The 26,424-nt window shown below is 70.0% G+C and carries 30 protein-coding genes and 2 tRNA genes; 6 read left to right on the top strand and 26 right to left on the bottom strand.

What is annotated here, in order from left to right:
• Window position 1: 1 nt before the first annotated feature.
• The 6 genes from ACVCAH_RS03895 to ACVCAH_RS03870 form a co-directional block, all read right to left on the bottom strand.
• Window positions 2–448, bottom strand: coding sequence for an FAS1-like dehydratase domain-containing protein (locus ACVCAH_RS03895; protein WP_447134638.1), 447 nt, complete (start codon window positions 446–448; stop codon window positions 2–4).
• Window positions 449–576: 128 nt separating this feature from the next.
• Window positions 577–744 (bottom strand): 50S ribosomal protein L33, encoded by a 168-nt coding sequence (rpmG, locus tag ACVCAH_RS03890; RefSeq protein ID WP_007073056.1) that lies wholly within the window; start codon window positions 742–744, stop codon window positions 577–579.
• A gap of 132 nt (window positions 745–876) precedes the next feature.
• Window positions 877–949 (bottom strand) — tRNA-Met (locus tag ACVCAH_RS03885).
• 24 nt (window positions 950–973) lie between these two features.
• Window positions 974–1,046 (bottom strand) — tRNA-Thr (locus ACVCAH_RS03880).
• A 107-nt stretch (window positions 1,047–1,153) separates the two neighbouring features.
• Window positions 1,154–3,682 (bottom strand): EAL domain-containing protein, encoded by a 2,529-nt coding sequence (locus ACVCAH_RS03875; RefSeq protein ID WP_447134637.1) that lies wholly within the window; start codon window positions 3,680–3,682, stop codon window positions 1,154–1,156.
• A 73-nt stretch (window positions 3,683–3,755) separates the two neighbouring features.
• Window positions 3,756–3,908, bottom strand: coding sequence for a hypothetical protein (locus ACVCAH_RS03870; protein ID WP_447134636.1), 153 nt, complete (start codon window positions 3,906–3,908; stop codon window positions 3,756–3,758).
• A gap of 581 nt (window positions 3,909–4,489) precedes the next feature.
• Between ACVCAH_RS03870 and ACVCAH_RS03865 the strand changes: the two genes are divergently transcribed.
• Window positions 4,490–4,834 carry a DoxX family protein gene (locus tag ACVCAH_RS03865; RefSeq protein WP_447134635.1) on the top strand — a complete coding sequence of 115 codons (345 nt, stop codon included), beginning with the start codon at window positions 4,490–4,492 and terminating at the stop codon, window positions 4,832–4,834.
• Between the two features lie 33 nt (window positions 4,835–4,867).
• Here the strand turns inward: ACVCAH_RS03865 and ACVCAH_RS03860 are convergent, their stop codons facing one another.
• Both ACVCAH_RS03860 and ACVCAH_RS03855 read right to left on the bottom strand, forming a co-directional pair.
• A complete protein-coding gene (locus ACVCAH_RS03860; protein WP_447134634.1) occupies window positions 4,868–6,109 on the bottom strand; it encodes an MFS transporter in 1,242 nt (413 codons plus the stop codon).
• Between the two features lie 250 nt (window positions 6,110–6,359).
• Window positions 6,360–7,430: a cation diffusion facilitator family transporter gene (locus ACVCAH_RS03855; RefSeq protein WP_447134633.1), complete on the bottom strand. Its 1,071-nt coding sequence runs from the start codon at window positions 7,428–7,430 to the stop codon at window positions 6,360–6,362.
• 64 nt (window positions 7,431–7,494) lie between these two features.
• Between ACVCAH_RS03855 and ACVCAH_RS03850 the strand changes: the two genes are divergently transcribed.
• Window positions 7,495–7,854 (top strand): ArsR/SmtB family transcription factor, encoded by a 360-nt coding sequence (locus ACVCAH_RS03850; protein WP_447134632.1) that lies wholly within the window; start codon window positions 7,495–7,497, stop codon window positions 7,852–7,854.
• A gap of 19 nt (window positions 7,855–7,873) precedes the next feature.
• Here the strand turns inward: ACVCAH_RS03850 and ACVCAH_RS03845 are convergent, their stop codons facing one another.
• The 3 genes from ACVCAH_RS03845 to ACVCAH_RS03835 all read right to left on the bottom strand — a co-directional run bounded on the left by ACVCAH_RS03845 (window position 7,874) and on the right by ACVCAH_RS03835 (window position 10,816).
• Window positions 7,874–8,923: a HupE/UreJ family protein gene (locus ACVCAH_RS03845; protein ID WP_447134631.1), complete on the bottom strand. Its 1,050-nt coding sequence runs from the start codon at window positions 8,921–8,923 to the stop codon at window positions 7,874–7,876.
• Between the two features lie 153 nt (window positions 8,924–9,076).
• Window positions 9,077–10,495, bottom strand: a complete 1,419-nt coding sequence (gene chrA, locus ACVCAH_RS03840; RefSeq protein WP_447134630.1) for a chromate efflux transporter — start codon at window positions 10,493–10,495, stop codon at window positions 9,077–9,079.
• A 141-nt stretch (window positions 10,496–10,636) separates the two neighbouring features.
• Window positions 10,637–10,816, bottom strand: coding sequence for a hypothetical protein (locus ACVCAH_RS03835; protein WP_447134629.1), 180 nt, complete (start codon window positions 10,814–10,816; stop codon window positions 10,637–10,639).
• Window positions 10,817–11,577: 761 nt separating this feature from the next.
• On the opposite strand from ACVCAH_RS03835, the gene ACVCAH_RS03830 reads away from it, so the two are divergent.
• Both ACVCAH_RS03830 and ACVCAH_RS03825 read left to right on the top strand, forming a co-directional pair.
• Window positions 11,578–13,053, top strand: a complete 1,476-nt coding sequence (locus tag ACVCAH_RS03830; protein WP_447134628.1) for a hypothetical protein — start codon at window positions 11,578–11,580, stop codon at window positions 13,051–13,053.
• A 37-nt stretch (window positions 13,054–13,090) separates the two neighbouring features.
• Window positions 13,091–13,345 carry an HAD family hydrolase gene (locus tag ACVCAH_RS03825; protein WP_447134627.1) on the top strand — a complete coding sequence of 85 codons (255 nt, stop codon included), beginning with the start codon at window positions 13,091–13,093 and terminating at the stop codon, window positions 13,343–13,345.
• 865 nt (window positions 13,346–14,210) lie between these two features.
• On the opposite strand, the gene ACVCAH_RS03820 is transcribed toward ACVCAH_RS03825, so the two are convergent.
• The 15 genes from ACVCAH_RS03820 to ACVCAH_RS03750 form a co-directional block, all read right to left on the bottom strand.
• The gene (locus ACVCAH_RS03820; protein ID WP_447134720.1) at window positions 14,211–14,642 is read right to left on the bottom strand and encodes an HNH endonuclease; all 432 of its coding nucleotides are present in this window, start codon (window positions 14,640–14,642) and stop codon (window positions 14,211–14,213) included.
• Window positions 14,643–14,888: 246 nt separating this feature from the next.
• Window positions 14,889–16,202 (bottom strand): tyrosine-type recombinase/integrase, encoded by a 1,314-nt coding sequence (locus ACVCAH_RS03815; protein ID WP_447134626.1) that lies wholly within the window; start codon window positions 16,200–16,202, stop codon window positions 14,889–14,891.
• 43 nt (window positions 16,203–16,245) lie between these two features.
• A protein-coding gene (locus tag ACVCAH_RS03810; protein ID WP_447134719.1) for an IS5 family transposase occupies window positions 16,246–17,045 on the bottom strand; the annotation gives its coding sequence in 2 pieces (ribosomal slippage) (window positions 16,246–16,712 and window positions 16,712–17,045; 801 coding nt in all).
• Window positions 17,046–17,066: 21 nt separating this feature from the next.
• Complete coding sequence (locus ACVCAH_RS03805) at window positions 17,067–17,228, bottom strand: hypothetical protein (RefSeq protein WP_447134625.1); 162 nt, start codon at window positions 17,226–17,228, stop codon at window positions 17,067–17,069.
• Window positions 17,225–17,410: a helix-turn-helix transcriptional regulator gene (locus ACVCAH_RS03800; RefSeq protein ID WP_393439673.1), complete on the bottom strand. Its 186-nt coding sequence runs from the start codon at window positions 17,408–17,410 to the stop codon at window positions 17,225–17,227. Before ACVCAH_RS03800 ends, ACVCAH_RS03805 begins: the two co-directional genes overlap by 4 nt.
• A 19-nt stretch (window positions 17,411–17,429) precedes the next feature.
• On the bottom strand, window positions 17,430–19,217 hold the full coding sequence (locus tag ACVCAH_RS03795; protein WP_447134624.1) for a replication initiator: 1,788 nt from the start codon (window positions 19,215–19,217) through the stop codon (window positions 17,430–17,432).
• On the bottom strand, window positions 19,217–19,480 hold the full coding sequence (locus tag ACVCAH_RS03790; protein ID WP_447134623.1) for a hypothetical protein: 264 nt from the start codon (window positions 19,478–19,480) through the stop codon (window positions 19,217–19,219). Before ACVCAH_RS03790 ends, ACVCAH_RS03795 begins: the two co-directional genes overlap by 1 nt.
• Window positions 19,477–20,214, bottom strand: coding sequence for a hypothetical protein (locus ACVCAH_RS03785; protein ID WP_447134622.1), 738 nt, complete (start codon window positions 20,212–20,214; stop codon window positions 19,477–19,479). The genes ACVCAH_RS03790 and ACVCAH_RS03785 overlap by 4 nt, the downstream gene beginning before the upstream one ends.
• Window positions 20,214–20,555, bottom strand: a complete 342-nt coding sequence (locus ACVCAH_RS03780; protein WP_447134621.1) for an RRQRL motif-containing zinc-binding protein — start codon at window positions 20,553–20,555, stop codon at window positions 20,214–20,216. The genes ACVCAH_RS03785 and ACVCAH_RS03780 overlap by 1 nt, the downstream gene beginning before the upstream one ends.
• Window positions 20,552–20,851 carry a hypothetical protein gene (locus ACVCAH_RS03775; protein ID WP_447134620.1) on the bottom strand — a complete coding sequence of 100 codons (300 nt, stop codon included), beginning with the start codon at window positions 20,849–20,851 and terminating at the stop codon, window positions 20,552–20,554. The genes ACVCAH_RS03780 and ACVCAH_RS03775 overlap by 4 nt, the downstream gene beginning before the upstream one ends.
• On the bottom strand, window positions 20,848–21,294 hold the full coding sequence (locus ACVCAH_RS03770; protein ID WP_447134619.1) for a DUF6197 family protein: 447 nt from the start codon (window positions 21,292–21,294) through the stop codon (window positions 20,848–20,850). Before ACVCAH_RS03770 ends, ACVCAH_RS03775 begins: the two co-directional genes overlap by 4 nt.
• 85 nt (window positions 21,295–21,379) lie before the next feature.
• On the bottom strand, window positions 21,380–21,589 hold the full coding sequence (locus tag ACVCAH_RS03765; RefSeq protein ID WP_447134618.1) for a hypothetical protein: 210 nt from the start codon (window positions 21,587–21,589) through the stop codon (window positions 21,380–21,382).
• Window positions 21,586–22,455, bottom strand: coding sequence for an FtsK/SpoIIIE domain-containing protein (locus tag ACVCAH_RS03760; protein ID WP_447134617.1), 870 nt, complete (start codon window positions 22,453–22,455; stop codon window positions 21,586–21,588). The genes ACVCAH_RS03765 and ACVCAH_RS03760 overlap by 4 nt, the downstream gene beginning before the upstream one ends.
• Window positions 22,456–22,538: 83 nt before the next feature.
• Window positions 22,539–23,471 carry a hypothetical protein gene (locus ACVCAH_RS03755; RefSeq protein ID WP_447134616.1) on the bottom strand — a complete coding sequence of 311 codons (933 nt, stop codon included), beginning with the start codon at window positions 23,469–23,471 and terminating at the stop codon, window positions 22,539–22,541.
• A gap of 244 nt (window positions 23,472–23,715) precedes the next feature.
• Complete coding sequence (locus ACVCAH_RS03750; protein WP_447134615.1) at window positions 23,716–24,036, bottom strand: hypothetical protein; 321 nt, start codon at window positions 24,034–24,036, stop codon at window positions 23,716–23,718.
• Window positions 24,037–24,358: 322 nt separating this feature from the next.
• Here ACVCAH_RS03750 and ACVCAH_RS03745 point away from each other — a divergent pair, with 322 nt between their 5' ends.
• Window positions 24,359–25,501: an XRE family transcriptional regulator gene (locus ACVCAH_RS03745; RefSeq protein ID WP_447134614.1), complete on the top strand. Its 1,143-nt coding sequence runs from the start codon at window positions 24,359–24,361 to the stop codon at window positions 25,499–25,501.
• A gap of 556 nt (window positions 25,502–26,057) precedes the next feature.
• Window positions 26,058–26,399, top strand: a complete 342-nt coding sequence (locus ACVCAH_RS03740) for a hypothetical protein (RefSeq protein ID WP_447134613.1) — start codon at window positions 26,058–26,060, stop codon at window positions 26,397–26,399.
• Window positions 26,400–26,424: the final 25 nt, after the last annotated feature.

Genomic DNA, 26,424 nt, shown 5'->3' with positions numbered 1-26,424 from the left:
GTCAGGCCTCCCCGCGTACGACGAGCTTGGACCAGACCGCGACCACCGGCTCCCCGGCGGCGGTGGTGACGTCGGTGCGGGTGGTCAGGAAGCCGTGCCCGCCCCGGGAGGTGATCTCCTCGATGGTGCTGACGCAGACCAGCTCGTCCCCGGCCACGACCGGCCGGGTGTACGCGAACCGCTGGTCGCCGTGGACGACGCGGCTGTAGTCCATTCCCAGCGCCGGGTCCTCGACGATCTGCCGGTTGGCGGCCATGGTCACCACGAAGGGGAAGGTGGGCGGAGCCACCACGTCCGGGTGGCCGAGCGCGCGGGCGGCCTCCGGGTCGTGGTGGGCCGGGTCGGCGGCGCCGATCGCGGTCGCGAACTCGCGGATCTTTTCACGGCCCACCTGGTACGGGGCGGTCGGCGGGTAGCTCCGGCCGACGAAGGACGGGTCCAGGGACATGCCGCGAACCTACACGCAGAACACGAGCGCCGATCTGTGCGGTCGGCGGCGGCTCAAGGCCGCGCCGGTGCCGTGCAGATCGGCGCTCGGGTGTGCTCTGGGACCGGGCCGGCAGGGCCGGCCGCAGGTCAGCGGGTCTCGCGGTGGACCGTGTGCCGGCCGTCGCGCGGGCAGAACTTCTTCAGCTCGATGCGGTCCGGGTCGTTACGACGGTTCTTGCGCGTGATGTAGTTGCGCTCCTTGCACTCCACACACGCCAAAGTGATCTTCGGCCGGACATCGGTCGCCTTCGCCACGGCGGAGTGCCTTCCTCGCTACGGGTAACAACTACGGCGTGTCAGCCTACGCGCTGACTACGCGGACATGCAAAGTGGGCGCCAGTGGCGCCCGTCCTACTGACCACCAGGAACACGCCCGGAGGACGAGAGTAGCGGTGGCCGGACTTGAACCGGCGACACAGCGATTATGAGCCGCTTGCTCTGCCATCTGAGCTACACCGCCGCGGTGGGTCCAGCTGAACCCTCGAGCCCCCTTACGGAATCGAACCGTAGACCTTCTCCTTACCATGGAGACGCTCTGCCGACTGAGCTAAGGGGGCCTGCGCGATCTCCCCGGGGGGTGACGCGCAGGGGTAAGACTACACGGCCCCGCGCCGGAGGTGAAATCGGATCCCCCGCCCACCGTGCACCAGGGCGTCCGCCCAGGTCAGGGCACCACTCGCAGGCGCGGCAGCTCGCCCGCGGAGATCGTCTCCGGGTCCACCTGGGCGCCGAACCAGGCCTCCAGCCGCTCGTACGGCAGGGGCCGGCTGAACAGGAAGCCCTGCCCGATCTCGCAGCCGATGTCCTGCAGCAGCTCCAGGGTCAGCTCGCTCTCCACGCCCTCGGCCACCACGGCCAGGCCGAACTGCTGGGAGAGGGTGACCACCGCGTTCACGATCGCCAGGTCGCCTGGGTCCGTCGCCATGCCCTGCACGAACGAGCGGTCGACCTTGACCTCGTGCACCGGCAGCCGGCGCAGGTGGGCCAGGGACGAGTCGCCGGTGCCGAAGTCGTCCACCGAGAGCCGTACGCCGAGGTCGCCCAGCCGGCGCAGGGTGGGGATGGGCCGGTCGGTGCCGTCCAGCACCCCGGCCTCCTTGATCTCCAGGGTGAGCCGCTGCGCCGGTACGCCGTACTCGTCGAGCAGTTCCTTGACCCGGGCCGGGAAGTGCTGGTCGGTGAGCGTACGGGCGGAGAGGTTGACCGCGACGGCGAGCGGCTGGCCGCCGTGCGTCCAGTCCCGGCTGCGCCGCAGCCCTTCGCGGAGCACGAACTCGGTGAACCGACCCAGCTGGCCGGTGTGCTCGGCCACCGCCACGAAGTCCTCCGGGGCTACCGTGCCGTGCGCCGGGTGCTCCCAGCGGGCCAGGCACTCCACCCCGACCAGCCGGCGGTCGCGCAGGGTCACCTTGGGCTGGAAGTAGACCTCCAGCTCGCCCTCGTCGAGCGCCCGCCGCAGGTCGCCGGCGAGACCCAGCCGGCGTAGCGACCGGGACTCCAGCGCCGGGTTGAACAGCTGAACGTTGCCCGGCACCGACTTGGCCGCCGTCGCCGCCAGGTCGACCCGTTGCAGCAGGGACGCCGCGTCACTGCCGTGATCCGGGTGTACGGCGACACCGACCGCGGTGTCCACGTCCAGCGTGAGCGCGTCGAAGACCATCTCGTCGCGGATCTGCTCCCGCAACTGGGCGGCCAGTTCCAGGGCCGCCTCGGCACTCTCCAGCCGCAGCGTGACCAGGAACTCGTCGCCGCCGGCCCGGCCGACCAGCGCCGAGGACGGGACGCAGGCCCGCAACCGGTCGGCGACCTCGGCGAGGACCTTGTCGCCGGCGGCGTGCCCGAGCGACTCGTTGACCTGGCGCAGCCCGTCCACGTCGAAGAGCAGCAGCGCCACCACTTCGCCCGGCGCCCGGATCTTGACCGACTCGTCCAGCGCGCCGACGATGCGCCGCCGGTTGGGCAGCTTGGTCAACGCGTCGTGGTAGGCGTCGTGCCGCAGCCGGTCGACCAGCCGGGAGTTCTCCAGGGCGACCGCGGCGTGCGCCGCGACCGTCTCGAAGATGGGGATGTCGGCGGGGCCGAAGTGGTTGGTGTCGCCGAGCCGGTTGACGACCTCGAGCGTGCCGATCACCGCCTGCCCGGAGCGCAGCGGGATGACGATCATCTCCTTGACCCGGCTGTCCCCGCCGAGCTGGCGCAGGTCGACTCCGTCGCCGAGCCCTCGGCCGGCGGTCACCGTCTGGCCGGTCTTCAGCACTTTCTCCCGGATCGCGACCGGCGCGGGCGCGAAGTCGAGCAGCCCGGGGTCGTCGACCCGGGCGGTGAGCAGGACCTCCGGGTGCCGCCCCTGCGGTGGCAGCCAGAGCGTCGCGTACTCGGCCTGCATCAGCCCGCGGACCCGGCCGAGGAGCGCGTCGATGAGGGTGCCGTCCTGCCCGCTCTGCGTCACGGCCCGGGTGAGCTCGTACATGTCGCTGAGGGTCCGGTGCTGGCGGAAGAAGCGCGAGTACGACCGGTAGACGAAGGCCACCGCGGTCGCGACCGCGCCGAGCAGGAGGATCGCCCACCAGGTGCTGTCCAGCACGATCAACACCACCAGACCGATGGCCACGTTCACCACGGCGGTCAGCAGTGTCGGGGCGGCCGTCCGCACCATCTCCAGCCCGGCCTGCCAGCCCTGCAACAGACTGATCACCCCGCTGACGGCGACCAGTGCGGCGAGGGTGAAGGTGCTCACCGCGACGAAGAGCACGCCCCAGGTGGCCGGACCCACCCCCTCGGTCGGCGGCATGGCCAGCAGCACGAGGCCGGCCAGCGAACCGGCCGCGCCCGCCTTGGCGACGTTGAACCAGACCTTGGTCGCCGCGAGCCGCCGGCGCATCTGACCGATCAGGGCCGCGAGCGCCGCGATGAGGACCACCGTCACCGGCTCGAGGTAGTAGAAAGCCAGGACGAGCGGAATCTCGGTGAGGGTGACGGCGAGCGCCTGCCGACGGACGATGAACTGCAGGACCTGGGTGCCGGCGGCGACCATGGCGAACAGGAGGATGACTCCCATCGCCAAGTCGTCGACGGGAGGCGGTTGGACCGCGCTGGCCACCGTGCAGAAGACGACGGTGATCAGGGCCATCGGAGCCGTGATCAGCCAGGCCGAATCCACCGGCCTGCGCGCCGAAGGTTGACTCCGTGCCATCCCGCTCCTCTGCAGAGTCGCGTCGCAAAGGCTCGGGACCGAAGCCGCCCGAGGCCCTCCACGGGGCGAGCGGTTACCTGACGACTACGTTGGCGACCGAGGCGGCCCAGTCGTAGTCCATCAGGGCGAAGTTGGAGTCGACCGGGATGAGACCGCCGGCGACCGCGGCGAGTGCTGCGAGGGCCAGCGCCACGCCGAACAGCCGGCCAGGCTTACGACCAGACATCAGTGTGCTCCTGTCGGCAGGGGGAAGACGGTGGAGGTTCCACGATGGTGCCACAGGGAAGCGGCCACTGGAAAGCCGCACCAGCCAGCCCCGCCCGAGCGTCGGTGAGGCTGCGCCGTTCGGGCCACGGCCACCGTCGAGCCGGCCCAGATCACGGGGCTACGGAACCGCTGACCACCTCGCGCATCGTGCAATAAGACCTTTGCCGCATACCGTCGCAACCGCTTGACCGGTTCGTTTCCGACGGATCGGATCACATCCCGTATACCGCTGCCTTCCGTCGCGGCGCCCGGCGATCCGGACGAGTGCATCGACCACCATACATCGTCCGCTCCACCATGCCAGCACCCCGCCACGGTGCGTGTGTCACCGATTGCCACGGACCCGGGGAGGTGCGGTGGCCGGGTGGGCACGGCCCGGCCCTCCGGGCGTGCCACCGACGCGATCCGGTCGGCACGCCTGTGCGGTGGCTAACCCTCAGCCCGGTCACACCCGTGCGGCGCCGCGTGTCACCGCGATGAGGAAGTCATCCGGTCGGGTCGAGCCCGTGCCGGCAAACCGCAGGACGAGGAGCATCGCTGATGTCCATCACCTACATCGTCGTCACCGTGCTGGCCGCCGCCATGGTCGGCTTCTCCGCCGCCTCCGTGTTCCTCGGGGCGAAGTGGGTCGTGGAGCCGCTGGCCGACTACGGCGTACCCCGCTCGTGGTGGCCCTGGCTCGGCACGGCCAAGGCCGCCGGGGCGGCGGGCCTGGTCGTCGGCCTGTTCGTACCGGTCGTCGGCGTGCTGGCCGGGATCGGCCTGGTGCTGTACTTCACCGGGGCCGTCGTCACCGTGCTCCGGGCGCGCTCGTACGCGCACATCCCGTTCCCGCTGCTGTACGCGGCACCGGTGGTCGGCTCGCTGGCGCTGCTCGCCGCATGACGCCGGCCCCTCGGTCCGTTCCCAGCGCCCGGGTCAGCGGACGGCGGCGGCCGTCTCGTCGCCGTCGGATCTGGGGTGCGGGTGCACCACCGGCACCGGGGGGACGGACCGGGGCCGGGCGGCGTGCCGCCGCGCGTCGACGGCGAGCACCGCGAGCGCGGTGAGGGTCAGCAGCCCGCCGACGAGGGCGAGCAGCCGCGGCCCCGGGCCGGGCAGCAGGACGCCGCCGAGCAGCGATCCGGCGGCGATGCCGGCGTTGAAGGCGGTGCTGACGCCGGCCGACGCGATGTCGGTGCTGCCGGGGGCGAGTTGCAGACTCCGGTTCTGCACGGCGGTGGCGAACGCCGCGTACGCGAGGCCGACGCCGGCGAGCAGGACCACTGTGGCGGGTTGCAGCGCGCCGAGCGCGTACAGGCCGAGCAGGGCGGTGGCGCCGACGCTCAGCGGCACCAGCAGCGACCCGATCGGGTGGGCGTCGAGGGTCCGACCCACCAGGATCGTGCCGACCACGCCGGCCGCCCCGGCGACGAACAGCAGGGGCGCCAGCGCGGCGTCGGTGAAGCCGCTGACGTCCAGCAGGAGCGGCGTGACGTAGGTCTGCAGGGTCAGGAAGCCGCCGATGCCGACGGCGGTCGCGATCAGGAGCATCGTGAAGCGGCGGGCGTCGGGTGCGGTGCCCCGGGCGGCGCCCCCGGCCGTCGGCGCGTACGACGGGAGCAGCACGACGACCGCGACGGCGACCGCCACCCCGACCCCGGCCATCGCCACGAACGCCGCCCGCCAACCGGCCTGCTGCCCGAGCCAGGTGCCGGCGGGCACGCCGAGCACCGGGGCGAGTGCCGCGCCGGTGGAGAAGAGCGCCACCACCCGTCCGCGCACCGCGAGCGGGAAGAGGCCGGTCACGGCGGGCGAGACGACGGACCAGAACAGGGCCTGGGTGAGCGCGGTGACGAGGCGGGCGCCGGCCAGCACGGCGTACGTCGGGGCGAGCGCGGCCACGACGTTGGCCGCCGCGAACAGCACGAGGGTGACGCCGAGCAGCCCGCGGCGGGGGATCCGCTGGGTCAGCCGGGCCAGCGGCACGGACGCCAGCACGACCACGACGGCGTACCCGCTGACCAGCAGGCCCACCCGCGAACGCGAGCGGTCGAGATCCGGCGCGATGTGGGTGAGCAGGCCGATCGGCAGCAGCTCGGTCGTGATGAACGCGAACGCGGCGAGCGACAGCACGACGAGCGCGCCCCAGGCCCTGCGCGACGAAACCTCCGGCGCCAACTGCCACCCCTCCCCCGTCGCCGCGCATCGTCCCACGGAGCACGGGCTGCGGGATCGCGCGTTCCGCTGTGGCTCTGCTGCGCGTCGGCGGCGTCAGGCCACGGGCAGCCCGGCCAGGCCGGCGGCGAGACCGAGGACGGCGCTGACCGCCAGGACGCGCAGGACCGACCAGCGGGGCCCGAAGACAGGCCGACGACGCCGGGCAGCACGAACAGGATCCCGGCGATCGGCCCGCCCCGCAGCCCGTCGGTCAGCGCGAGATCTGCCGGCGCTGATGGGAGAGGTCAGTGTGGTGGTGTCCGCCGGGGTGGCTGTCGGGGTCGGTGTGGACCGTGGCAGTGGTCAGCCGAGGTATGGCGTGGGTCAACTGGTGCTCGGCGTCGGCCGCGATCTCGTGCGCCGAAACGAGGCTGAGGTGGGCATCAACTACGAGTTCCGCTTCGGCGTGCAGCCGATGGCCGATCCAGCGGAGCCGGACCGCGGCCACGTCGCGGACGCCGTTGACCGCGCGGAGGGTGGTTTCGGCCTGGTCGACGATGTCGGGGTCGACGGCGTCCATGAGCCGCCGGTAGACCTCGCGGGCGGCGTCCTTGAGGACGAAGGCGATGGCGATGGCGATGACCAGCCCGAGGGCCGGGTCGGCCCACCGCCAGCCGAGGGCGGCGCCGCCGGCGGCGAGGAGCACGGCGAGGGAGGTGTAGCCGTCGGTGCGGGCGTGCAGGCCGTCGGCGACCAGGGCGGCGGAGCCGATGCGGCGACCGACGCGGATGCGGTAGCGGGCGACGAGTTCGTTGCCGATGAAGCCGACGAGGCCGGCGGCGGCCACCCAGGGCAGGTGGGTCACCTCGGCCGGGTGCAGCAGCCGGGTGATGGCGGTCCAGGCGGCGGCGACGGCGGAGGCGGCGATGACCGCGACGATGATGATCCCGGCGATGTCCTCGGCCCGGCCGTAGCCGTAGGTGTAGGTGCGGGTGGCGGCGCGCCGGCCGAGGAGGAAGGCGATGCCCAGCGGCACGGCGGTCAGGGCGTCGGCGACGTTGTGCAGGGTGTCGCCGAGCAGGGCGACCGAGCCGGACAGCACGACGATGACCGCCTGGGCGATGGCTGTGATTCCGAGGCCGACCAGCGAGATCCACAGGGCGCGTAGCCCTTCGCGGGAAGACTCCAACGCGGCGTCGACCTTCGCGCGGGAGTCGTGCGAGTGCGGAACCACGACATGCGTCAGCCGATGCCACCGGGCGGCGAGTCGACCGCCGTGGTGGTGGCCGTGATCGTGCGGGTGGTCGTGACCGTGCTCCTGCCGGTGGTCGTGGTCGTTCACCGCGTCTCCCAACGTCGGGCGGCATGACAGTCGGTACCCCCGACGGCGGCGATAATATGTGCTCATGTACGCACGCGACAATCGTGCAGGTGCCAGTGACCTGCAACAACGCCTTCCTGCTGATAGCCAGATAGAGGCGGCTACGGAGATGTTGCGGATGCTGGCCGATGGCACCCGGCTGCGGTTGATGTGGCTACTCGTCGGCGGCGAGCACGACGTGACGGCGCTGGTGGAGGCGCTGGGAGTGGCGCGGCCGGCGGTGTCGCAGCACCTGGGCAAGCTGCGGTTGGCCGGGCTGGTCGCCGTGCGGCGCGACGGCCGGCGCGCCGTCTACTCCGCCCGAGGCGGGCATGTGCGGCGACTGGTGACCGAGGTCGTGCAGGCGGCGTCTCACCGGGTGGCCGGCATCCCCGACCACGACTGACGTGCATGGATGGGTGCGGCTACTCGCCGACCTTGGAACGGGGGTCGGCGAACCACTCGCGGGTGAACCCACGGACCGCGTCGACGTCGACCGCGTCGCAGGCGATGGTGCGGTAGGCGTGCACGGCCTTGACCGCCTCGGCCTGGTCAGGGGCAACGCCGCCGACGACCCGGCCGGCGGTGGAATCGGTGACGAAGGCCCGCACCTGGGCGAGCTGCTCGGCGGGCAGGTCCGGTCGGTAGGTGACGATCACGTATCCGTCACCGATGACGTGCCCGAACGACGTGGCCGGGACGACCTCGCCAGGTTCGAAGAAGTCCTTGACCGGGTGCCCCCCGCCGGCCGGGAACGTCTCGGTGCGGTTGCGCACCTCGCAGCTGCTCGCCGGATCGGCAGCGGCCTGCACCGGGCGCAGCGCGTCAGGGCCTGAGGTGATCACCAGGACCGCTGCGGCGACGACACCGGCGGCGATCAGCGCACCGTGTGAGAGCCGGACATCCCGCAGGCGGGGCAGGTAGTGACGCAGCACGTCGCCGATCATGAACATGGCCACGGCCGCGATGAGCTGCCCGATCTCGACGCCGAGGTTGAAGGCCAGCACCCGAGGGACCAGCCCGTCCGAGGGCAGGCCAACCTCCTGCAACCGGGTGGCCAGACCCAGACCGTGCACGAGGCCGAAGGCGAACACGGCGGCGGCGAACCCGGTCCAGTTCTTCGGCCGGCCGCGCAGGCCGACCACGCCGACGAACACCAGGCTCAGCGCAACCACGATGTCGACCAGGACCGGATTGACGTGCCAGTCGGCGACGGCGGCGGCGAACAGGGTGATGCTGTGCCCGAGCGCGAACAGCGAAATCAGCTTCGCCGCCCGCCGGATCTCTCCCGCCAGGAGCAGAGTTCCGCCGACGAACAGCAGGTGATCCCAGCCGGCGAGCATGTGCTTCGTGCCCAGCCACACGAACCCACCGACGGTCTCGCTCGATCCGCCGACACCATGAGCCCAGGCAGCCCCAGGAAGCACCAGCACGATGGCCGCCACCACGCCAGCAAGGACCGAGCCCCGTCGCACCGCAGCGAGCATCGCCCCGCGCCCTCTCCTCCGTCAGCGTCGCAGGCCCGGAGCCCGCCGCGTCGTCTGGTAGTCGCTCGGCCGCCTCTACAAGTTCCCGCGGTGATCCTGGCAACGAGAACGCCGAAGTGCCGGGGTCGGCCGACGGCGGCGTCAGGCCACGGGCAGCCCGGCCAGGCCGGCGGCCAAGCCGAGGACGGCGCTGACCGCCAGGACGCGCAGGACCGACCACCGGAGCCCGAAGACCAGCACCGCCGAGATCGCGGCGATCGCCAGCGGCACCGGTCGCCAACTACCGGGATCGGGCAGTTCCAGGTGCAGCGGGCCGGTCGTCACGACGTGCTGCCGGGCGAAGAGGGTGTGCACGGCGAAGTAGAGGCCGAGGTTGGCGATGACGCCGACCACCGCGGCGGTGATCCCGGTCAGCGCGGCCGACAGGGTGTGGTTGCCGCGGAGCCGTTCGACATAGGGCGCGCCGAGCAGGACGAACAGGAAGCACGGAACGAAGGTCACCCAGGTGGTCAGCAGCGAGCCGACCACGCCGGCCACCCACGGATCGAGGTCGCCCGGATTGTGGTACGCGCCCAGGAAGGCGACGAACTGGACGACCATGATCAGCGGGCCGGGTGTGGTCTCGGCCAGCGCCAGGCCACGGACCATGTCCCCGGCGGTCAGCCACCCGTAGTCCTCCACCGCCCGTTGCGCGACGAAGGCGACCACCGCGTACGCGCCGCCGAAGGTCACCACGGCGGTTCCGGAGAAGAACAGGCTCTGCTGGGTGTAGACGCTGCCGACACCGGTCAGGGCCGCCACCACGGCCACCGGGACGAACCAGGCGAGCAACCCGACGGTCAGCACCACGGCGGCGCGCCGGACGGTCGGTCGACCGTGGTGCAGCGCGTCGTCCGAGATCAGCGGGGCGCGGCCGTCCTTCCCGTCGGGACCGTGCCCGGCGGAGGTCAGGTATGCCGGCCGCCACCGGTGGACCGCCCACCCGGCCACCGCCGCCAGCGCGATGACGATCGGAAACGGCACCCCGAAGACCGCCAGGGCGGTGAACGCGGCCACCGCGAAGCCCAGCAGGACCCGGTTGGCCAGGGCGCGGCTTCCGACCCGCCACACCGCCTGGGCGACGATCGCCACCACCGCCGGCGCCAGCCCGGCGAACAACGCCGTCACGATCCGGGTGTCGCCGAATCCCACGTACAGCGCCGACAACGCCAGCAGGGCGACGACGCCGGGCAGCACGAACAGGATTCCGGCGATCAACCCGCCGCGCAGCCCGTTCAGCAGCCACCCCACGTAGATGGCGAGCTGCTGGGCCTCCGGACCGGGCAGCAGCATGCAGTAGTTCAGGGCGTGCAGGAACCGCCGCTGCCCGATCCACCGGCGCTCGTCGACCAGGTGGCGCTGCATCACCGCGATCTGCCCGGCCGGGCCACCGAACGTCTGGAGCGAGATCGAGAACCAGGCACGGGTGGCGCGGGCCAGCGGCACCACATCGCGCGCCGGCACCGACGCGCCGGCCGCCGACGTAGGAGATCCGTCTGAACCCAGGTCCACATCCGCCATGCCGGCAGCATCCTGCAATACCTATCGGGTTTGTAGGGAATTCCACGATGCGGGAGCGGGCCAGCCAACGGCAACGGTCAGGACCGTGCCGGCGATGTCAGGTAGTTCGGTTCGGGTAGCCGATTTCCCGGCTGCGGTTTGCTATCCCCACTCCCGGCGCACGGGAGGCTCGCCCGGCTCCTCGTGAGCGGGATCCGTGTCTTTCGTCTCGACCAGGTCCTCCGGGGCGACACGGTCGGGCAGCTTGCCGAACCTGCCGTGTCTCCGGGCTTCGAACTCCTCGTCCGTTGACCGGTCAGTGTGCTCGCGTTCCTCGCTCATCCGACCTCCCTCGCGGATTCCATTGTCCCGCTTTGCGCCGGGGCCTACGACTGCTCGACGAGGAGCGGACCGACCGCAGTACAAGATTGGCCCCCTCCCCGGTCACCTCAGTACTGCCAGCCGTTGTAGCTCAACAGCCGGCGGTCCGCTGCTGGCGGCCGGAAGCAGATCATCGGAGGCTGTGACGCCCGCGCCGTTTCCTCGACGATGGGTGCCGGGCTGTGAACCCGCCGGTGACCCAACGCAGGGCGAGCGTCGCGATGGCCCTCACCGGGAGCGAAGCGGCGCTGTGGGGAAACACGAGTTGGCTGGCCGCCACCACCGCTACGACCACCACAACGAGAGGAAGCCACTCCGGCCAAGCGAGGAGGCTGCCGAGCGCCGCGACCGCGCCACGCACGGTGAGGCAGGCGATCAACGACCCTCGGGCGCCTCATGCCTGGCGAGGACGGTGGAACGACGGCCCCACGGCCCGAATTGTGAACCACATGGGCAACGGCGACTACGAGCCGGCTGACCAGATCGTCTTCACCGTCGATGTCGAGGACCGGGGCGACGACGGCGCGAGGGTGACGCCCAAGTCCTCCGAACCGCCGTTGAGCGCTGTCCCGGCAAGAGTCCGGCATCAGGGCCTCATCCACCGCGGTCACCCGCCCTCCGCGGACCCCCGTACCGCCGGTTCGGTGACCCGACCATCGGTGCCGGCGGGCACGACCTCGCGCCGGCAGCGGTGGTTTGCCCGGCCCACCTACGATCCCCGCATGCGACGACGGGAGATCGACGGGGTGACGGTCCTCGAGGAGAATCTGCCCGGCCAGCTCGCCGGGACACTGTCCTTCGGCTGCGACCCCCGCGACGAGGACCTCGACACGATCGGCCTGACCCACGTGGTGCAGGAGTTGGTGCTGCGGGCTGAGCCATACGTCGCGGAGCAGTGCACCGAGATGACAGCCCTGAGCGAAACCTCCTTCACCGCGGCTGGCTCCCCCGAGCAGATCGCGGAGCACTTCGCCGCCATCTGCACGGTCCTCAGCGGCCTTCCGCCCGCGGACCTCGCCGACGCGCTGGCCGACGCCGACCCCGGTGACCGGTACCTCGGGGGTGTCGACGACGGTCTGCTCGACCCCTGGGGATCACTGCTCGCCCGCCGGTACGGTCCCCACGGCCCCGGCCTGGCCCGCTGGCCTGTGGTGGACTACCGGCTCTTCAGCGCGGACGAGATCGGGCGGCACGTGCGGCGGTTCTTCACCGCCGGCAACGCGGTCCTCGCCGTGACCGCCGCGCCGCCGGCGATGCGCCTCCCCCTGCCCGCCGGGCCACGGGTCACCCATCCCGCGCCGCCCCCGCGATACCAGACCGGCCCCGTCTGGTATGCCGATGAGGTCCACGGGGCCGGGCTGGCGTTCCGGGCCGAACCCGACGCGGCGGCGGTCGTGCTCCTCCGAGTCCTGATGTCGCGCGTCGACGCGGCGCTGGCGCGCGCCGGGCTCGCCTACGCGAGCTACCCCGAGGTCCTGGCGCTCGACGCGGCCCTGCACGAGTACGGACTGATCCTCCGCACCCGGGAAAAGAGGGCGAAGGGCTCGGACGCGGCGACCGCGGCGGAAGTGCTTTGGGCCGAGCTGCAGCGGCTGATCGGCGAGGGCCCGTCCCAGGCGGACCTCGACCGCGAGATCGCGTTCGCCGAAGCCCCGCCGGTGACCCTCAGCCAGATGCGGAGGGAACCACCAGATGTGCTGGAGCGGGTCGGGCCGCTCGAGTGGGCCGCCCAGCAGGAGCTGTTCGGCACGGCTGAATTCGCTCCGCCGGATCCACCGGACCGCTTGCGCCGGTTCACCGCGCAGGCGGCGCGCGACCTGATGGCCCGATGGCTGTCCTCCGCGATGGTGGTCGTGCCGCGCGGGACGCGACCGACGCTACCCGGCACCGCCGAGCAGGCCTGCCCGCGCGGCAGCGTGCAGCCCTCCGGTGAGGTGTACCGGCCGGCGTTGCTGAAGCGGCTCAGCACCAAGGGCGTCCTGATCGTCGGCGCCGACAGCGTCGCCACGGTGGACGGCGACGGTGACGTGCATACGGTGCCGCTGGCCGACGCGCTCCTGGTCGAGCAGGACGGACAGTTCTTGCTCGCACACCCGGGCCACGGCTGTGTCACCGACATCTCCGGCTATTCCTCGGCGGTCGCCAGACTCCGCTCGGTCCTGCCTCCCAGGCGCGTCCGACAGGAACACCGGCCATAGGGGTGGTGATCCGACGGCTATCGCCCTGGTGAGCCTCATGACGCCCAACCCCGTACCGGTCCGACGCGCCGGCCTAGCGGTAGACGCCGCCCCTGGCAGGTGCGTCCTCATCGGCGACTCCACCTCCGACATCGAAGGCGGACGCGCCGCCGGCGTGCGCACGATCGGGTTCGCCAATAAGCCCGGCAAGCGCAATCACCTCGCACGTGCAGGAGCAGACGCCATCACCGCGGGCATAAACGGCATGGCGGAAATCGCCAAGGTCCTGCACCACGAACTGGACGCCACATGAGAACAGCGCCGTCGGCAGCTCAGACGGTTCGACCGGGCGAGGGCTGCGAGAAGCGCGGCCCCGTTCGTCCGCCGGCGCGCCTTACGGCGTCGTCTAACGGCCAGTCACCAGCCGCCCCCCACCGTTAGCGAATACCTGACACAATGCCGCGTGCGCACACGCCTACGCATGATCAGGGTGACAACCAGACCCGTCCAGGTAAGAGAGACAGCCACCGTTGACCTGCCACAGAGCGCGGAAGCAACCTTCTCGTTCATGTGGGACCCGGCATCTTCACTCAAGCTCTCTGACTCGGTGGAAGTAGCCGTGGCTCTCCCCGGCCGGGAGGGAGTCGGCGAAATTCAAGCTTTCGTAGAGCGGACCCCAGCCGGCCGAATGGGCGTCCTTCACGAGGTGGTCGAGCTTGGTCCCGGCCGCCGCGCCGTGACCCGTAGCCTCGTCAGCTGGTGTCCTAGCTGGGGCGCACTCACCATTGAGGCGATCGGGCCTGACTCATGCCGTCTCATTCAGGAATTCTGGGCAGACGTTCCGGCGGGCGTACAGGTGGGGATTGACAAGCAGCTGCGCGACGAGTTCCGACGGCGGTTGGAATCCATGATGCTCCGGCTAAGTGAGTGGGCGGCCCGCCGACCCTGATGGCCTTGCCTTAGCTGACGTCGCTGGCCGGGCGCGAAAACGACCTTGGGGGTCCGCCCCAAACCCCGACCCTCTCCGGAGATCGGCCGCGGATCACCTCGCCGGGGACCCCAAGGACCACCAGCCTCCCCGGACAGGGCCAAGGTCGTTCGGCTGGTGAGGCGCCCCACCTTGTCTCCGCCCAGGGAGGCTGGACGGTCTGGCAACTGCCCGACGAGGAGATCCTCACCTAGGCCAGGGGCTCGGCACCCTTCCATTTCGCAATGAACTCCCGGCCCCGCTCGGTCAACGCGTATCGCTCCATCTGGTCTACACCCATGATGACGATGCGGCCCCCGGGACGAACGATCTTCACCAAGAGGCCGTCCTGCAGGAGGTAGCTCAGCAGGATGCTCAGGCCACCGGGAAGATCGATGGTTCCGGCATCCGGCTGTTCAGCAAATAGGGTGAGCACCCGCCGTTCGAGATCGCCATAGCGACTGTTCAAGAGGGCCAGATTTGCCTTGTACTGCAACATGGCCTTCCGGTCGATCTCTCCTCGATCGAACCGAGTGTGACAGGTGGGACACAGAGCAATAATGTTGCCGAACGTGTGTTCTTGGACCTTGCTCCACGGGCCGATGTGCGCCAACTCGACCGTGACCTGCCGGCAGGTCGGGATGGCGCAACGGTGGCCGGCCTCGACCAGGACCTGGCGCTCAAGCTCTCGCGGGGCCTTCCAGCAGGCATGTCATCCCCATCAGGCGTGCCCGTTACGTGCCCGATCGGCCGGTAGATCCGGCGCAACGGCGGTCAACAGCGGCAGGAGACAACAAAGGCCCTTGACTGGCGTTTCCGCAGGTCAAGGGCCTTGCTGTTCCCTGGTGGCGGGTAGAGGATTCGAACCTCTGTAGCTTTCGCGACGGATTTACAGGGCGTCGCCGTTCCGCCTACTAGCAACCCACTTGACCTGGGCTTTTGTGATCCGCGCATGCCGAGGGCGAGCAACCTTCCCCCCGATGCGCCCCCGCCCCCGGCTAGCCGCGAGGGCCCGAGTGATCTTGTCATTGACCGCGTCCTCCTCACCGTCGATGCAGTTGGCGTAGACCTTCAGCAGGACAGCGACGCTGTGCCCGGCGCGGCGAGCAACCTCGGTTGCCGGCACTCCCCCGTTCAGCCAGAGCGATACGGCAGCGTGCCGCAGGTCGTACGGCCGGCGGGCGAGCGGTGAGGCGGCGAGCTCGGGTGAAAGGGCATGCGCTCGTGCCTCCTTCCAGACCCGGTCGTATGTCGAGGAGGCGAGCGGACCACCACGGAGGCCCTGGAACAGGCGTCCGTCCGGAGTCGTCCCGTACCGCTCAAGGTGCTCACGAATCAACCGAACCAACTCCGTGGGGATCGGGATAGTGCGCGTCTCTCCCTGACCCCGGTGCTTCAGTCCTCGGACTTCCCGGCCGTCATCCGTCTCAGTCCAACTCGGCCCGGCGTACGGGTTGGTTTCCACCAAGACGATGCGGCCCCAGCCAGTGGACGGAAGGTCGCAGTCCATCCGGCGCAGGCTCGCCGCCTCTGAGGGCCGGAGGCCGGCGTAATAGAGGCAGCCGAAGAAGGCGACGAATCGGCTACCGTCGCGAACGACGTCCGGGACCGCCGTCAGGATGGCCTCTACTTGGCCGGCGTTGGCGACGACGCGGCGGTCGACTGTCTCCCCGACCTCGGGTGCCTTCCACTGGATCTTGTCGAGGGGGTTGTAGTCCAGGAGACCTTGCTCGACTGCGAAGCGAAGCGCGTTGTAGAGGGTCGCCCGCTTGCGCTGGACGGTACGGGCCGCGGCCGGCTTGCCGTCGAGCTTGCGAGCACAAGCGGTCAGCGCTTGTCGGACGACATCGGCCTTGGCGAGGTCACTGACCGGACGGGATACTCTGCCAATCCACGTCAGGGCGTCCACGATCTCTCGTCGCTGCGGGACGTCTTGGCGATTCGGGTTGAACGCCCAGGAGTAGAGCGCCTCACGCAAGATGTCGTCCTGAGGTGCGCCCCGGTTGGCAGTCACCAAAGAGGTGGTGACCGTAACGAGTGCCTCGACAGCCGAGCGGCGAGACTTTGCGGCCAGGCTCGGCCACTTCATCTCGGCGTAGGCGCGGGCGTGGGCGTACCAGGTCGTGCGGTTCTGCTCGCTGGCCGACTTCTCCGGGAGGCCGGTAACCTCGTCGAACGGGGTGCCAGCCTTAACCGCCTGCATGAGGTCGGCCCTAAAGCGGTCCGCGAGTGCCTTAGGGCGCGTCTCATTTGGTGAGGCGGCGGTAGCAGATCAGGGTGCTCGCGATGGTGGCAAAGGCTTCGAAGTGGTCGCCTTTGCGGTCGTAGCGGCGGACGAGGCGCCGGTAGCGCATGAGCCAGGACATGCAGGCTTCGACGACCCAGCGGTGGCGGCCCAGGCGCTGGGAGGACTCGATGCCCTTGCGTGCGATGCGTACCTGGATCCCCCGCCGCCGGACCTCGCGGCGCAGCTCGCGGGCGTCGTACGCCTTGTCAGCGTGCAGCTTGTCTGGCCGCCACCGGCGGCGCCCGTTGGGTGTGCGGATCGCCGGGACGCTGTCGAGCATGGGCAGCAGCAGTTGGCTGTCGTGGACGTTCGCGGCGGTGACCAGCACGGCCAGGGGCAGCCCCTTCCGGTCGCAGATGACGTGGAGTTTGCTGCCTGGCTTGCCGCGATCAACCGGATTTGGGCCGGTCAGATCGCCCCCTTTTCAGCCCGCACGCTGATGGAGTCGACCACGGCGCGGGACCAGTCGATCCGCCGGTCGCTGCCGAGCCGGTTCAGCATCGCCTCGTGCAGCCGCAGCCAGAACCCGGCCGCGGTCCACTGCGTGAACCTTCGGTGCGCGGTGGCCCGGGTGACCCCGAACGACGCCTCGGGCAGCTTCCACCAGGAACAACCGGCCTGGGTCACGTACACGATCGCGGCCAGCACCGCCCGGTCTTCCACCCGCCGACGACCACCACCCTGCCGACGGACCGGCGCGGGCGGGATCAACGGCGCCGCGATCTCCCACAGATCATCCGGCGCCCAGGTACGGATCATGGCCTCGTCCACGGAAGCAGATCATGCCCGAGCTAAACGATCATCCAAATGAGACGCGCCCTTAGTGATGAAGGATCGCTCGCGACGCCGACCGGCGACAGCCCAGCGAACCCGGTACTGCTTGCTCTTCCCCCGGTCAGCCCGCTTGCTGATGTCATGGATCTTGACGTTGTAAGTGCTCACGCCGCGACCTCCTCGTGGTCGCGGAGCCACTTGTCAACATCAGCCGGGCGATACCGGATCTCACCGTTGGGCAGCTTGATTGAGCGGGGCCCAAGGCCAAGCTGACGCCAGCGGTAGAAGGTGGACCGTGGCACATCTCCCAGCAGGACAAGAACCTCCTTCGTCGTGAGGAGCTTGTTCAAGCTTTGACCTCCTTTGCTCCTAGGCAGCGGCCGGCACCGTGCCGGCGGCGAGGGTCGTGCTGAGTTCGTGGGCGAGTTCTTCGCGGCCGGTGGTTCGTCGTTCGCGGGCGAGGGCGGCAGCGGTGTTGGCGAGGAGGGCGTCTCCGGTGGTGTGCCAGCCGACGCCGGCGAAGGTGAGGGTGCCGACGATGAGCGTGCTGTCGTCGAGGTAGTCGACTGCTCGGAGGCTGCCGGTGTACTCGTCGCCCTGGTCCTGGTGCTCGTGCCGGCGGTAGGCGACGCGGGTGTCCCGTAGGAGTTGGAACGTCACCGAGTAGCGGCGGCCCTTGGTGAGGAAGTGGCCGCCGAAGCCGAGCATGTGTGCCCAGCGGCGCAGCCGGGCGTAAGGGTTGGCCGCCGGTCTGGTGGCCGGTTCGGCGTCAAGGCAGGCTTGACGGGCCGCGACGCAGACAGGGCAGGCGGCGTAGCGGGTGTGGGTGCCGCAGTCGGGGCACTGCCAGCGGTCGACGAAGCCGGGGTTGGGCCGGTAATCCCGTGGTCGGTCGAGCAGGGGCCGGGGTGTGGTGGTGGGTCGGCCGACGCGCCAGCAGGCGTCGATGAGGCGGGCGGTGTGGTCGCCGTCGGGGTCGGCGTAGTCGCCGATGGTGTCGGCGGTCAGTCGGGTGGAGGTGTGCCCGGTGGCCTCGGTGCTTTTGGTGGCGTACTTGGCAAGGTATCCGGCGACCATGCCGTCAGTGACGTCCCCGTCGAGGCCGGTGCTGATGGGGCGGATGTCGAGTTGCTCGCCCCAGGCGATCGGCCAGCCGTCAGGCCGGTCGGGGTGCGGGCGGGTGCGAAACGCGATCTCGGCGGCGTGCCGGAGCGCGTCGACGAGGTCGGCGACGGTGAACCCGGCCGGCGGGGGGACGACGGCGTCGGGGTCCTGGCCGTCGACGCCGTCGAGGCGGGCGATGGCATGGAAGTGCACTGCGCCGCGGGCTTGCAGCTCGGCGACCTTCCCAGGCGACAGCCGCACAGGCGGAACCTTGCGGATGTTGCCCGATTCGGTGACGACCTCGACGCGGGGGATGCCGCGTCGGCGGGCGAGCTTGGCGAGGTAGCGTTCCGCGGCTTGTTTGGTGCGGTGCCACAGCTCGCCGGAGAACAGGTTCCAGACGACCTGGTGGTCGTGGTCGTAGCAGTCCAGGCACAACGGCCGCCCGAGCACCGTGTCCCCGGATTCGTGGCGTGCCCAGCAGACCGCCGGCCGGCCATGGGTGCAGAGGCCGATGTTGCGGCGCGCGTGGCACGGTTCGGCGCGGCAGTCGCAGCGGCGGCGGTTGCCGCAGGTGTGCCGCTTGACCACGCGGGCGTGTACCGTGCCGAACGACGGTGCGGTGAAGGTGGCGAACACCGCCGGGTGTTGCGCGACCGTTTCGGGGACGCCTTTGCCGCCGACGAGGCCGGCGCGCAGGAGTTGGAAGGCGTCGCGCTGGTAGGTCTGGGCGCAGGACGGGCAGACGGTGGCGCGGCGGTTGCCGCACGCGGTGTAGATCGCGGCGTCGGGCATGGCATCGGTGTGCCGCTGCTCCAACACTCGGCCCGTCGACGACTCGACGGTGAGGATCTGCCCGGCGAGTCGGATCGGTCGGGTGCAGCCGGCGGCGGCCCGGACGTGTTCCAGCCAGCCGAAGTAGTCGGGTCGGGTGGCGCGTTCGAAGGCGGAGCCGGTGGCTGTGTAGCCGTAGACGGGTGGGGTGGTGTCGGCGTTCGAGCCCACACCCCGGGCCAGGGAGGTCCGGGGTGTGAGGTCCAGCGTCGACGCCATCAAGCCGCCACCCCAAGGGTGCGGGTGGTGATGGTGCGTTCGGTGACGATGACCCGGCAGGCGCCGCACTGGCGCTTGGCCGGCTCGTGCCGATGACACGGAATCTGAGTAGTGGTATTGCCGCAGCGGATGGTGACCGGTGCGCGGCAGGGTCCGCCGGGGATGACGTCGACGAGCGTGCGGCGGATGTCGAACGGGTGCGGCCCGTCGTGGGCGGGACAGGTGTGGGTGACCTGCTCGATGTCGACGAGGTAGATGGTCACCGGGCACCACCCCGGATGGTGGTGAGGAGCCGGTTGGCGACGGCCGGGGTGACGTCGAGCCGGTCGGCCAGCTCGGCGGCGGTGATGGGTGCTCCGGTGGACTGTTCGTGCTGCACGGCCGCGAAGCGGGCCATCGGCAGCAGGTGAGCAGGGACGTCGACCGGCTCTGAGGCCGGCACGGTGACAGGCTCCGGCTCCACAGCCGGCGTGACGGTCGGCTCGGTGGCCGGAGTAGGTGTCGGTTCGGGTGCGGTGATGGCGGCCGGCGCTGCCGGCTCGGCGACCTGGGCGCGGAGCGGTTCGGCCGGCGCAGCCGCCGGCGGCTGGGTGTCGCCCTTGACGGGGGCAAGGACGAGCTTGACCAGGGCCATGAAGGCGAGGGCGGGAACGGCCGAGAGCAGCCAGCCGGAGATGCCGGGCTTGGCGACCGCGAGTTGTGCGGCGAGGGAGAGGCCGGCAGCGGCGATGAGCAGGAACAGCGGGTAGCCGATGGGTGCGCCGGTACGGCGGCGTCGGCGGATGGTGAGCAGGCAGGCGATGGGGACGAGTTCGGAGATGACGGCGTTGGCCCAGCCGAACCATGCCCCGGTGCCTTGAGGGCTGTTGGCGAGGGTCCAGTCTTTGACGTGGGTGAAGGAGGCGGCCCCGGCGAAGCCGGCGACGGTGAGCAGGATGAGAACCAGGACGGCACCCTCGGCGCGGGTGCCCCGGCTGGTCTGGGTGTTGGTGGTCATCAGTGGCCTCCGTGGCAGTCGAGGCAGCAGCCATAGCGGCGAGGGATGTAATAGGGCTTGACCTGGCCGCACTGCCGGCAGGTACGGCGAGCGCGCAGGGCCTTGGCGATGGCCTCCCGCTGGGCCGGGGTGGCGACCCGCTTTGGTGCAGCGAGATCGAGGCTGTAGAGGTAGGCGACCCGCTTGCCGCGCCGCCAGAGGATCTGCGCGACCGCGTGATGTCCTCCCGGCCGAAGGCCGGCGGCACGCAGTTGCCGACGCGTGGCAAGGCCGGCGGGAGCCATCCGGTACGGGTAGGTCGGGAACTCCTCGGCGGTGTCAGCCGGGTAGACAAAGGTCATGACTGGCCTCCCCAGCGCTGCTGGGCCGCCTGACGGGAAATGCCAAGCCGGGACCCGATTTCGGCCCAGGAGTAGCCGAAGGCCCGCAGGCCGATGACGGCGTCAGTAATGGCGTCGTCGATGACGGTGGAAAGGGCGACCAGGTCGCGGAGGGCTTCCACGTCTCCGGTGGCGACGCGGCGGCCGTGGGCGCGGATGATGCGGCGGGCGAAGGCGGCGAACTCGTCGTTCTCGACGACATCTCGGCGCTTCTGTCGGGGAAGGTGCGACGTCAAGGTGTGCTTGACGGTGTTCATCGGTTCTCGCCTCCCTCGGTGTGGAGGCGGTCCCACTCGTCCGCGGCGGCTTCCAGAGCCGCTACGACCTGCTCGGCGGTGCGGGCCGGGTCGTCGTTCCACGAGTACGGGGAGGTGTGGTCGTCGATGACGTAGCCGTCCTCGTCGACGAGGAAGACCGGCTCAGTGGTGTCGAGGTAGTCGACGAACACGGCGAGGGTGGCGAGGTAGTCGGCGAGGGTGTCGCCGTCGAGTTGGGAGAAGTGCTCGACCTTGTGGCCGGCGCAGGCGATGCCGATGGCCCCGGCGGCGCAGGCCGGCGGGGTCGGGAAGTCGGAGGGGAAGAGGGCGTTGTAGTAGGTGCCCTGGTGCCAGCCGTGCCGGCGCAGGTAGAGGGCAGCCATCCGCAGCAGGTCAGCAGGGCTGACTTGAACGGTGGTGGGTGGTTTCTGGGTAGCCTTCATGGCAGCCACGTCCTTTCGGGGCTGTTGGTGGAGGTCGGCAGGACCAGCTCTGCTGCCAGGCGGATGGACTGGTCCTGTCGACCGGCTATCGGGTGCGGAGCCGCAGGTAGCGGCGGTGGCGGGTGTCGTCCCCGCCCATCTGGTGCGGTGCGGAGACGAAGACGAGCCGACCGGTGCGGCTGGCGGCGTGGAGCATCACGGCCAGGTCCTCGGGACTGCCGACGATCCACATCTCGGTGTATTGGGCGGCCCGTTGGTTGCTGGCGCGGGCGTAGGCGCGTTCGCGGGTGGTCATGCCGCCATCCCCCAATCGGCAGGGTTGTCGGACGGGGTGGATAACCGGGTGGGTCGGCGGATCCAGGCGGCGTAGTCGGCGATGCCGGCGATCTGCGCGTCGGTGAGGTAGGCGACCTTGATACGGCGGGGGACGCCGCCTTCGGCGATGAGGTAGGCCGCGCCCTGGTTGGTGGGTTGGATGTCGGTGGCGGAGTAGCCCTGCTCCGCCCAGCCGTGACCGAGCACGATGTTCGAGCTGTTCGGGGTGGTGCAGCGGAACGCGGCCCGGTAGCCGAACAGGTCCCGCAGGCTGGTGGGGATGATGTCGAAGCTCGGCCGCTGGGTGGCGGCCACGACCGGGATGCCGGCGGCTCGGCCCCGGGCGACCAGGTCGCGCAGGAGCGCGACGAACTCTTCCTGCTCCTGCTTGCTGCCGACGGTGGCGGAGTAGAAGGCGATCTCGTCGACGAGGACGGTGATGACCGTCAGCGCGTCGAGGGCGGTGAGCTTGCGGCGCCCGTGGGCGCGCAGCCAGGCGTAGCGGTTGTTCATCACGACCTGGAGCCGTCGCAGGACGGTGAGGGCTTCGGTGATGTCGGGGCCGATGAACGCGTCGGCGCAGTCTTCCCACTGGCCGAGTTCGACGAGCTTGCCGTCGAGCAGCACGAGCCGGGAGTCGATGGAGAGGGCGGCGTGGGCGGCGATGCAGTTGAGCAGGCCGGACTTGCCGCCGCCGGGTTCGCCGCCGGCGAGGAGGTTGCGGTAGGCGAGAGTGATGTAGACGGGCTGACCGAACTCGTCGATGCCGACGAAGATTGGGTCGAACATCGACAGGCCAGGCCCCACCGGTATCCCCGCAGCAGGGGCGGGTGTCGTGGTGGTCATGGGTGCCCTCCTTGGGCGTTGGTGGGCGCGAGGAGCCACACGAACGAGCCCGCAGGGCTCCTCGCGTCCGGGTTCGGTGTGGGTCAGATCCAGTCGGAAACGTCGTCCTCAGCGGAGGACGTAGCCGCGGGCTTGCTGCCGTTGGTGGTGGTGGCCGGCTTCTTGCCGGCCGGCTTGCCCTGCGTCGGCAGGGTGATGGTGGGTGCGTCGACGTCGGGCAGGTCCAAGGCCGTGGGCACGGCCGGGGCGGGCCGGTCGGTGGCCGGGGTGGCCGGGTCGATGACGTCGACCAGCGGGGAGCCCACCGTCGCGGTGAGCACCTCGCGGCGCTTGATGTCGAACCGCAGGTAGGCGGCGTTGCCGTCCGAGGCCCGCTCGACCAGGGCGGTGGAGGCGTGGCAGGCGACCGCGATGCGGTCGAGCCGGCCTTCCAGGTCGGCCATTGACAGGCCGGGGCGGAGGTAGACCCAGACCCGCTCGCCCACGGGGGTGGGCTTGGCCCACAGGATCAGCGGCAGCGAACCGGACTGGTTGGCGATGATGAACTGCGCGAAGCACACGCGCAGCCGGTGCCGCACCACGAGGCACCAGGCCCAGGCGACGAACTGCCGGCGGGTGGCCGGGATGGCGGCGGGGACGCCGACGACCAGGGCGACAACCACGAGGGTCACCGGACCCGAGGTGTGGTTGACCAGCTGCACCCAGCCCGCGCCGAGAAGGGTGGTGAGCCCGATCTCCGGGGTCCACCACCACAGCAGCCGCAGCACCGGCCAGATGCGGACCAGCACCCACACGATGCCGCCGAGAGGTGCGCCGATGAGCGCGCCGACGAACAGGGCGAGGATCGGGTGCATGTAGGAAGCGGCCACCACGGCCGCCAGCAGGCCGGCGATGACCGCCGTCAGGATGAACGCCAGCCGGGCGTTCCGTGCCGAGGAACGGTGGACCTTGGCCTCGATGACCGTCACCGTTCCGGTGTTCCGCCCGAAGGGGCGGCGGGGGCTAGACTTGGACACGACGAGTCCTCCCTTGCACGAGGGTGGATGAGTTGGAGGGCACGGGGTCGGCAGGTTTGGACGCCAGTACCGACCCCGCGCCAGCTCTCTTCGGGGTGTGACCACCGGTCGTGGTCACCAGGCCGGGAACGTTGGACGCCAGAGCCGTCCCCGGACTGCCTTGTTCAGTTGGATGGATCAGCGGGCCTCAGGCCGCTTCGTTGCCACGGACACCAGTGGCAGACACAGCACAGTGACCGAGGACCTACTTGGCCGCCGAGTTACCAGCCTTCGGCTTCAGCGAGATGGCGCGGAACGCGACGCCGTTGCGCCCGTTGGTCGCCCACGGAATGGCCTCCAACTGCTCGACAGCGACGAGCTGTCCCACCGTCACGCCCGGCTTCTCACCCGCCGTGGTGATGGTGATGATCTCGCCGCCGGTCTCGTCGAGAACGAAGACCTGGGTGGACCACATGGGCCGGCCAGTGTTCTTCTCCGACCGCTGGTTGCCGTTCTGGTCGTTCTTCGGCTCCGGGTCCTTCGTCACCTGAACCTGCTTGCTCGCGGTGTCCACGTACAACTTCACAACAGACCTCCTGTGTCTAGGCGCATCCCCTGATGGATGACTGCCTCGCCTTGAAAATACCAACTCAGTTGGTACTACGCCAGACTCCAACCGGAGTTCTTCCGGCGTTTCGCTGACACCCACAACGATCTCCTTCACTGCGATAGAACGACAGGTGTCACTGCGGTGACAGGTCTAAGTCCCCTCGCCATGTCCCCTCGATCGGGGCGATACTGGCTGCATGGCTGACGTAGCTGCTGACCTCGACCGACCTGTCTGGGCAACCAGGCTGAGGGCTGAGCGCACCGCGCGGGGGTGGTCGCAGGGGGAAGCTGTGCGCGCCATGCGGGCACACGCCGCCGAGCAGCTCCCGGCCGACAGCACCATGCTTCGGAATTGGAAGCGGTGGGAGGCGGGAAGCTCCGAGCCTGACGCCTTCTACAAGGCCCTCATCGCTAAAACGTTCGGCACCGTCACGGCCGCGTTCTTCCCACCGGCGGCACCTCATGAGGCAGACGCGGAACTAATCGCGGGAACCGGCATGGAGACGGTGGAAATCCTTGCCCGCCTCCGTAGCTCCGACGTATCGAACGCCACGCTTGAAGCGCTGCGGATAACCGCTGATCGGCTGTGCTGCGAGTACCCCTATATGGCGTCGGAGCAGCTACGGGTGGAGGGCCGTGCGTGGCTGCGCCGGATCACCGCGTTGAGGGATCGTCGACTAACCCTCGCTCAGCACCAGGAGGTGCTAACCCTGGCAGGCTGGGTCGCGTTGCTCGTCGGCTGCGTGGAGTACGACATGGGCCTCCGCCGCGTTGCCGAAGGCACGCGCAAGGCGGCGTTGACACTGGGCGAGGAAGCCGGTAACGCCGCCATCTCAGGCTGGGCCTACGAAATGCGCGCCTGGTACGCACTGACACAAGGTGACTACCGAGGCGTCATCGCGGCCGCTGAGGCAGGCGAGGCAGTGGCAGCCCATGACGGGGCGGCCGTGCAGCTGACCGCGCAGCGCGCCAAGGCATGGGCACGGCTCGGCGACAGGCGACAGGTAGAGACGGCGCTGGACAAGGGCCGCACCTTGCTTGAATCCTTGCCGTATCCCGAGGACACCGACCACCACTTCGTGGTGGACCCGGCGAAGTTCGACTTCTATGCCATGGACTGCTACCGCATCGCAGGCGAGAACCGTCTCGCAGAAATGTATGCCCGTGAGGTCATCCGTTCCTCGACGGACCCCGACGGGACCGACCGGAAGCCGATGCGCCAAGCGGAAGCCCGGCTCACGCTGGGCGTGGTAGCGGCCAGGGCAGGCGACCTAGAGAGGGCTGTCTCCCACGGGCGGCAGGCGCTAGAGGGAGATCGCAAGTCGCTGCCCTCGCTGCTGATGGTTTCGAAGGAGCTGGCGACGCTGCTGCGGGAGCGATACCCGAAGGAACCGGAGGCCACCTCGTACCTTGATGAGGTGCGAGCCCTCAGCGCGAGCTGACCCCGTCGTCAGCGCCCCCGGTCGCTCGGCTTGGACGACCGCCGACGCCTGGGCGTGGGCGATTTTCATGCCAGGACATGACCCGGCTCGGGCGCCACATGTGAGTGCGGCCCACCGTGGCATCCGGCTCTGGCATCTGACCCCGCTTCCGGTAGTTGGTAACCGTCGCGACCTTCACGCCGAGGTACGCAGCTACGTCGGAGGTTGTCCACCACTCCGCAGTCGTGTCAGGGCCAGCTTCCACGGCCTCATTCTGGCACCAACGGCGGTATGACGGTCGAGGCCGACGACCGGCACTGGCTGGGAAACCCACCGGAGGCATATGTTGCCTTCTATGGGACCAGGGGAGGCACCAGTCCTGCCGGGTCGCCGGGCGGCGGCAGGCATACCGTTGGTGCGGTCGCCGCGCCATTGGCCATGGGTTGTTCTCTCGCTCGCAGCTGTGCTGTGTACCGGGGTCATAGCAGTGCCCGTGTCGTGGGCCGTTCTGCGACAGGCGGAAGCAGAGCGAGGTGAGGCAACACCGGACGCGGCGGTGAACGTGTACGTGCTCCGGATGAGCACCGGAGAGCAGATCGGCCTGTCACGGGTGCTGGCCGACAGGCGTCATGACGAGCTGCTGCGGCAGTGGCGTGAGTACCGCGGCGAGATGGAACGCGGCAATGTTCCGTCGAAGCTTGAAGTGGCCGGACCGATCGACGTCGAGGACCAGGCCGACGACCGTGCGACGGTGACCGCCCAGGTACATGCAGTTTGGTGGAACGAACAGGTCAACCTCAGCGGCACAACTCACCCGTGGCGGTTCGAGACTCGGCGAGACGCCGGCGGCTGGCGGGTGTGGGCAGCCGAGCTGCCACCGTGGTGCGGTGTCCACGTCCGGGCAGACGCCTGCCGCTGATCGCTATCGGGCGCGACCGGTCCAG

The organism is Micromonospora sp. LZ34, assembly GCF_052981855.1.
The sequence above is the reverse complement of the archived record's forward strand: the minus strand, read 5'-3'. Positions and strand labels throughout refer to the sequence as shown.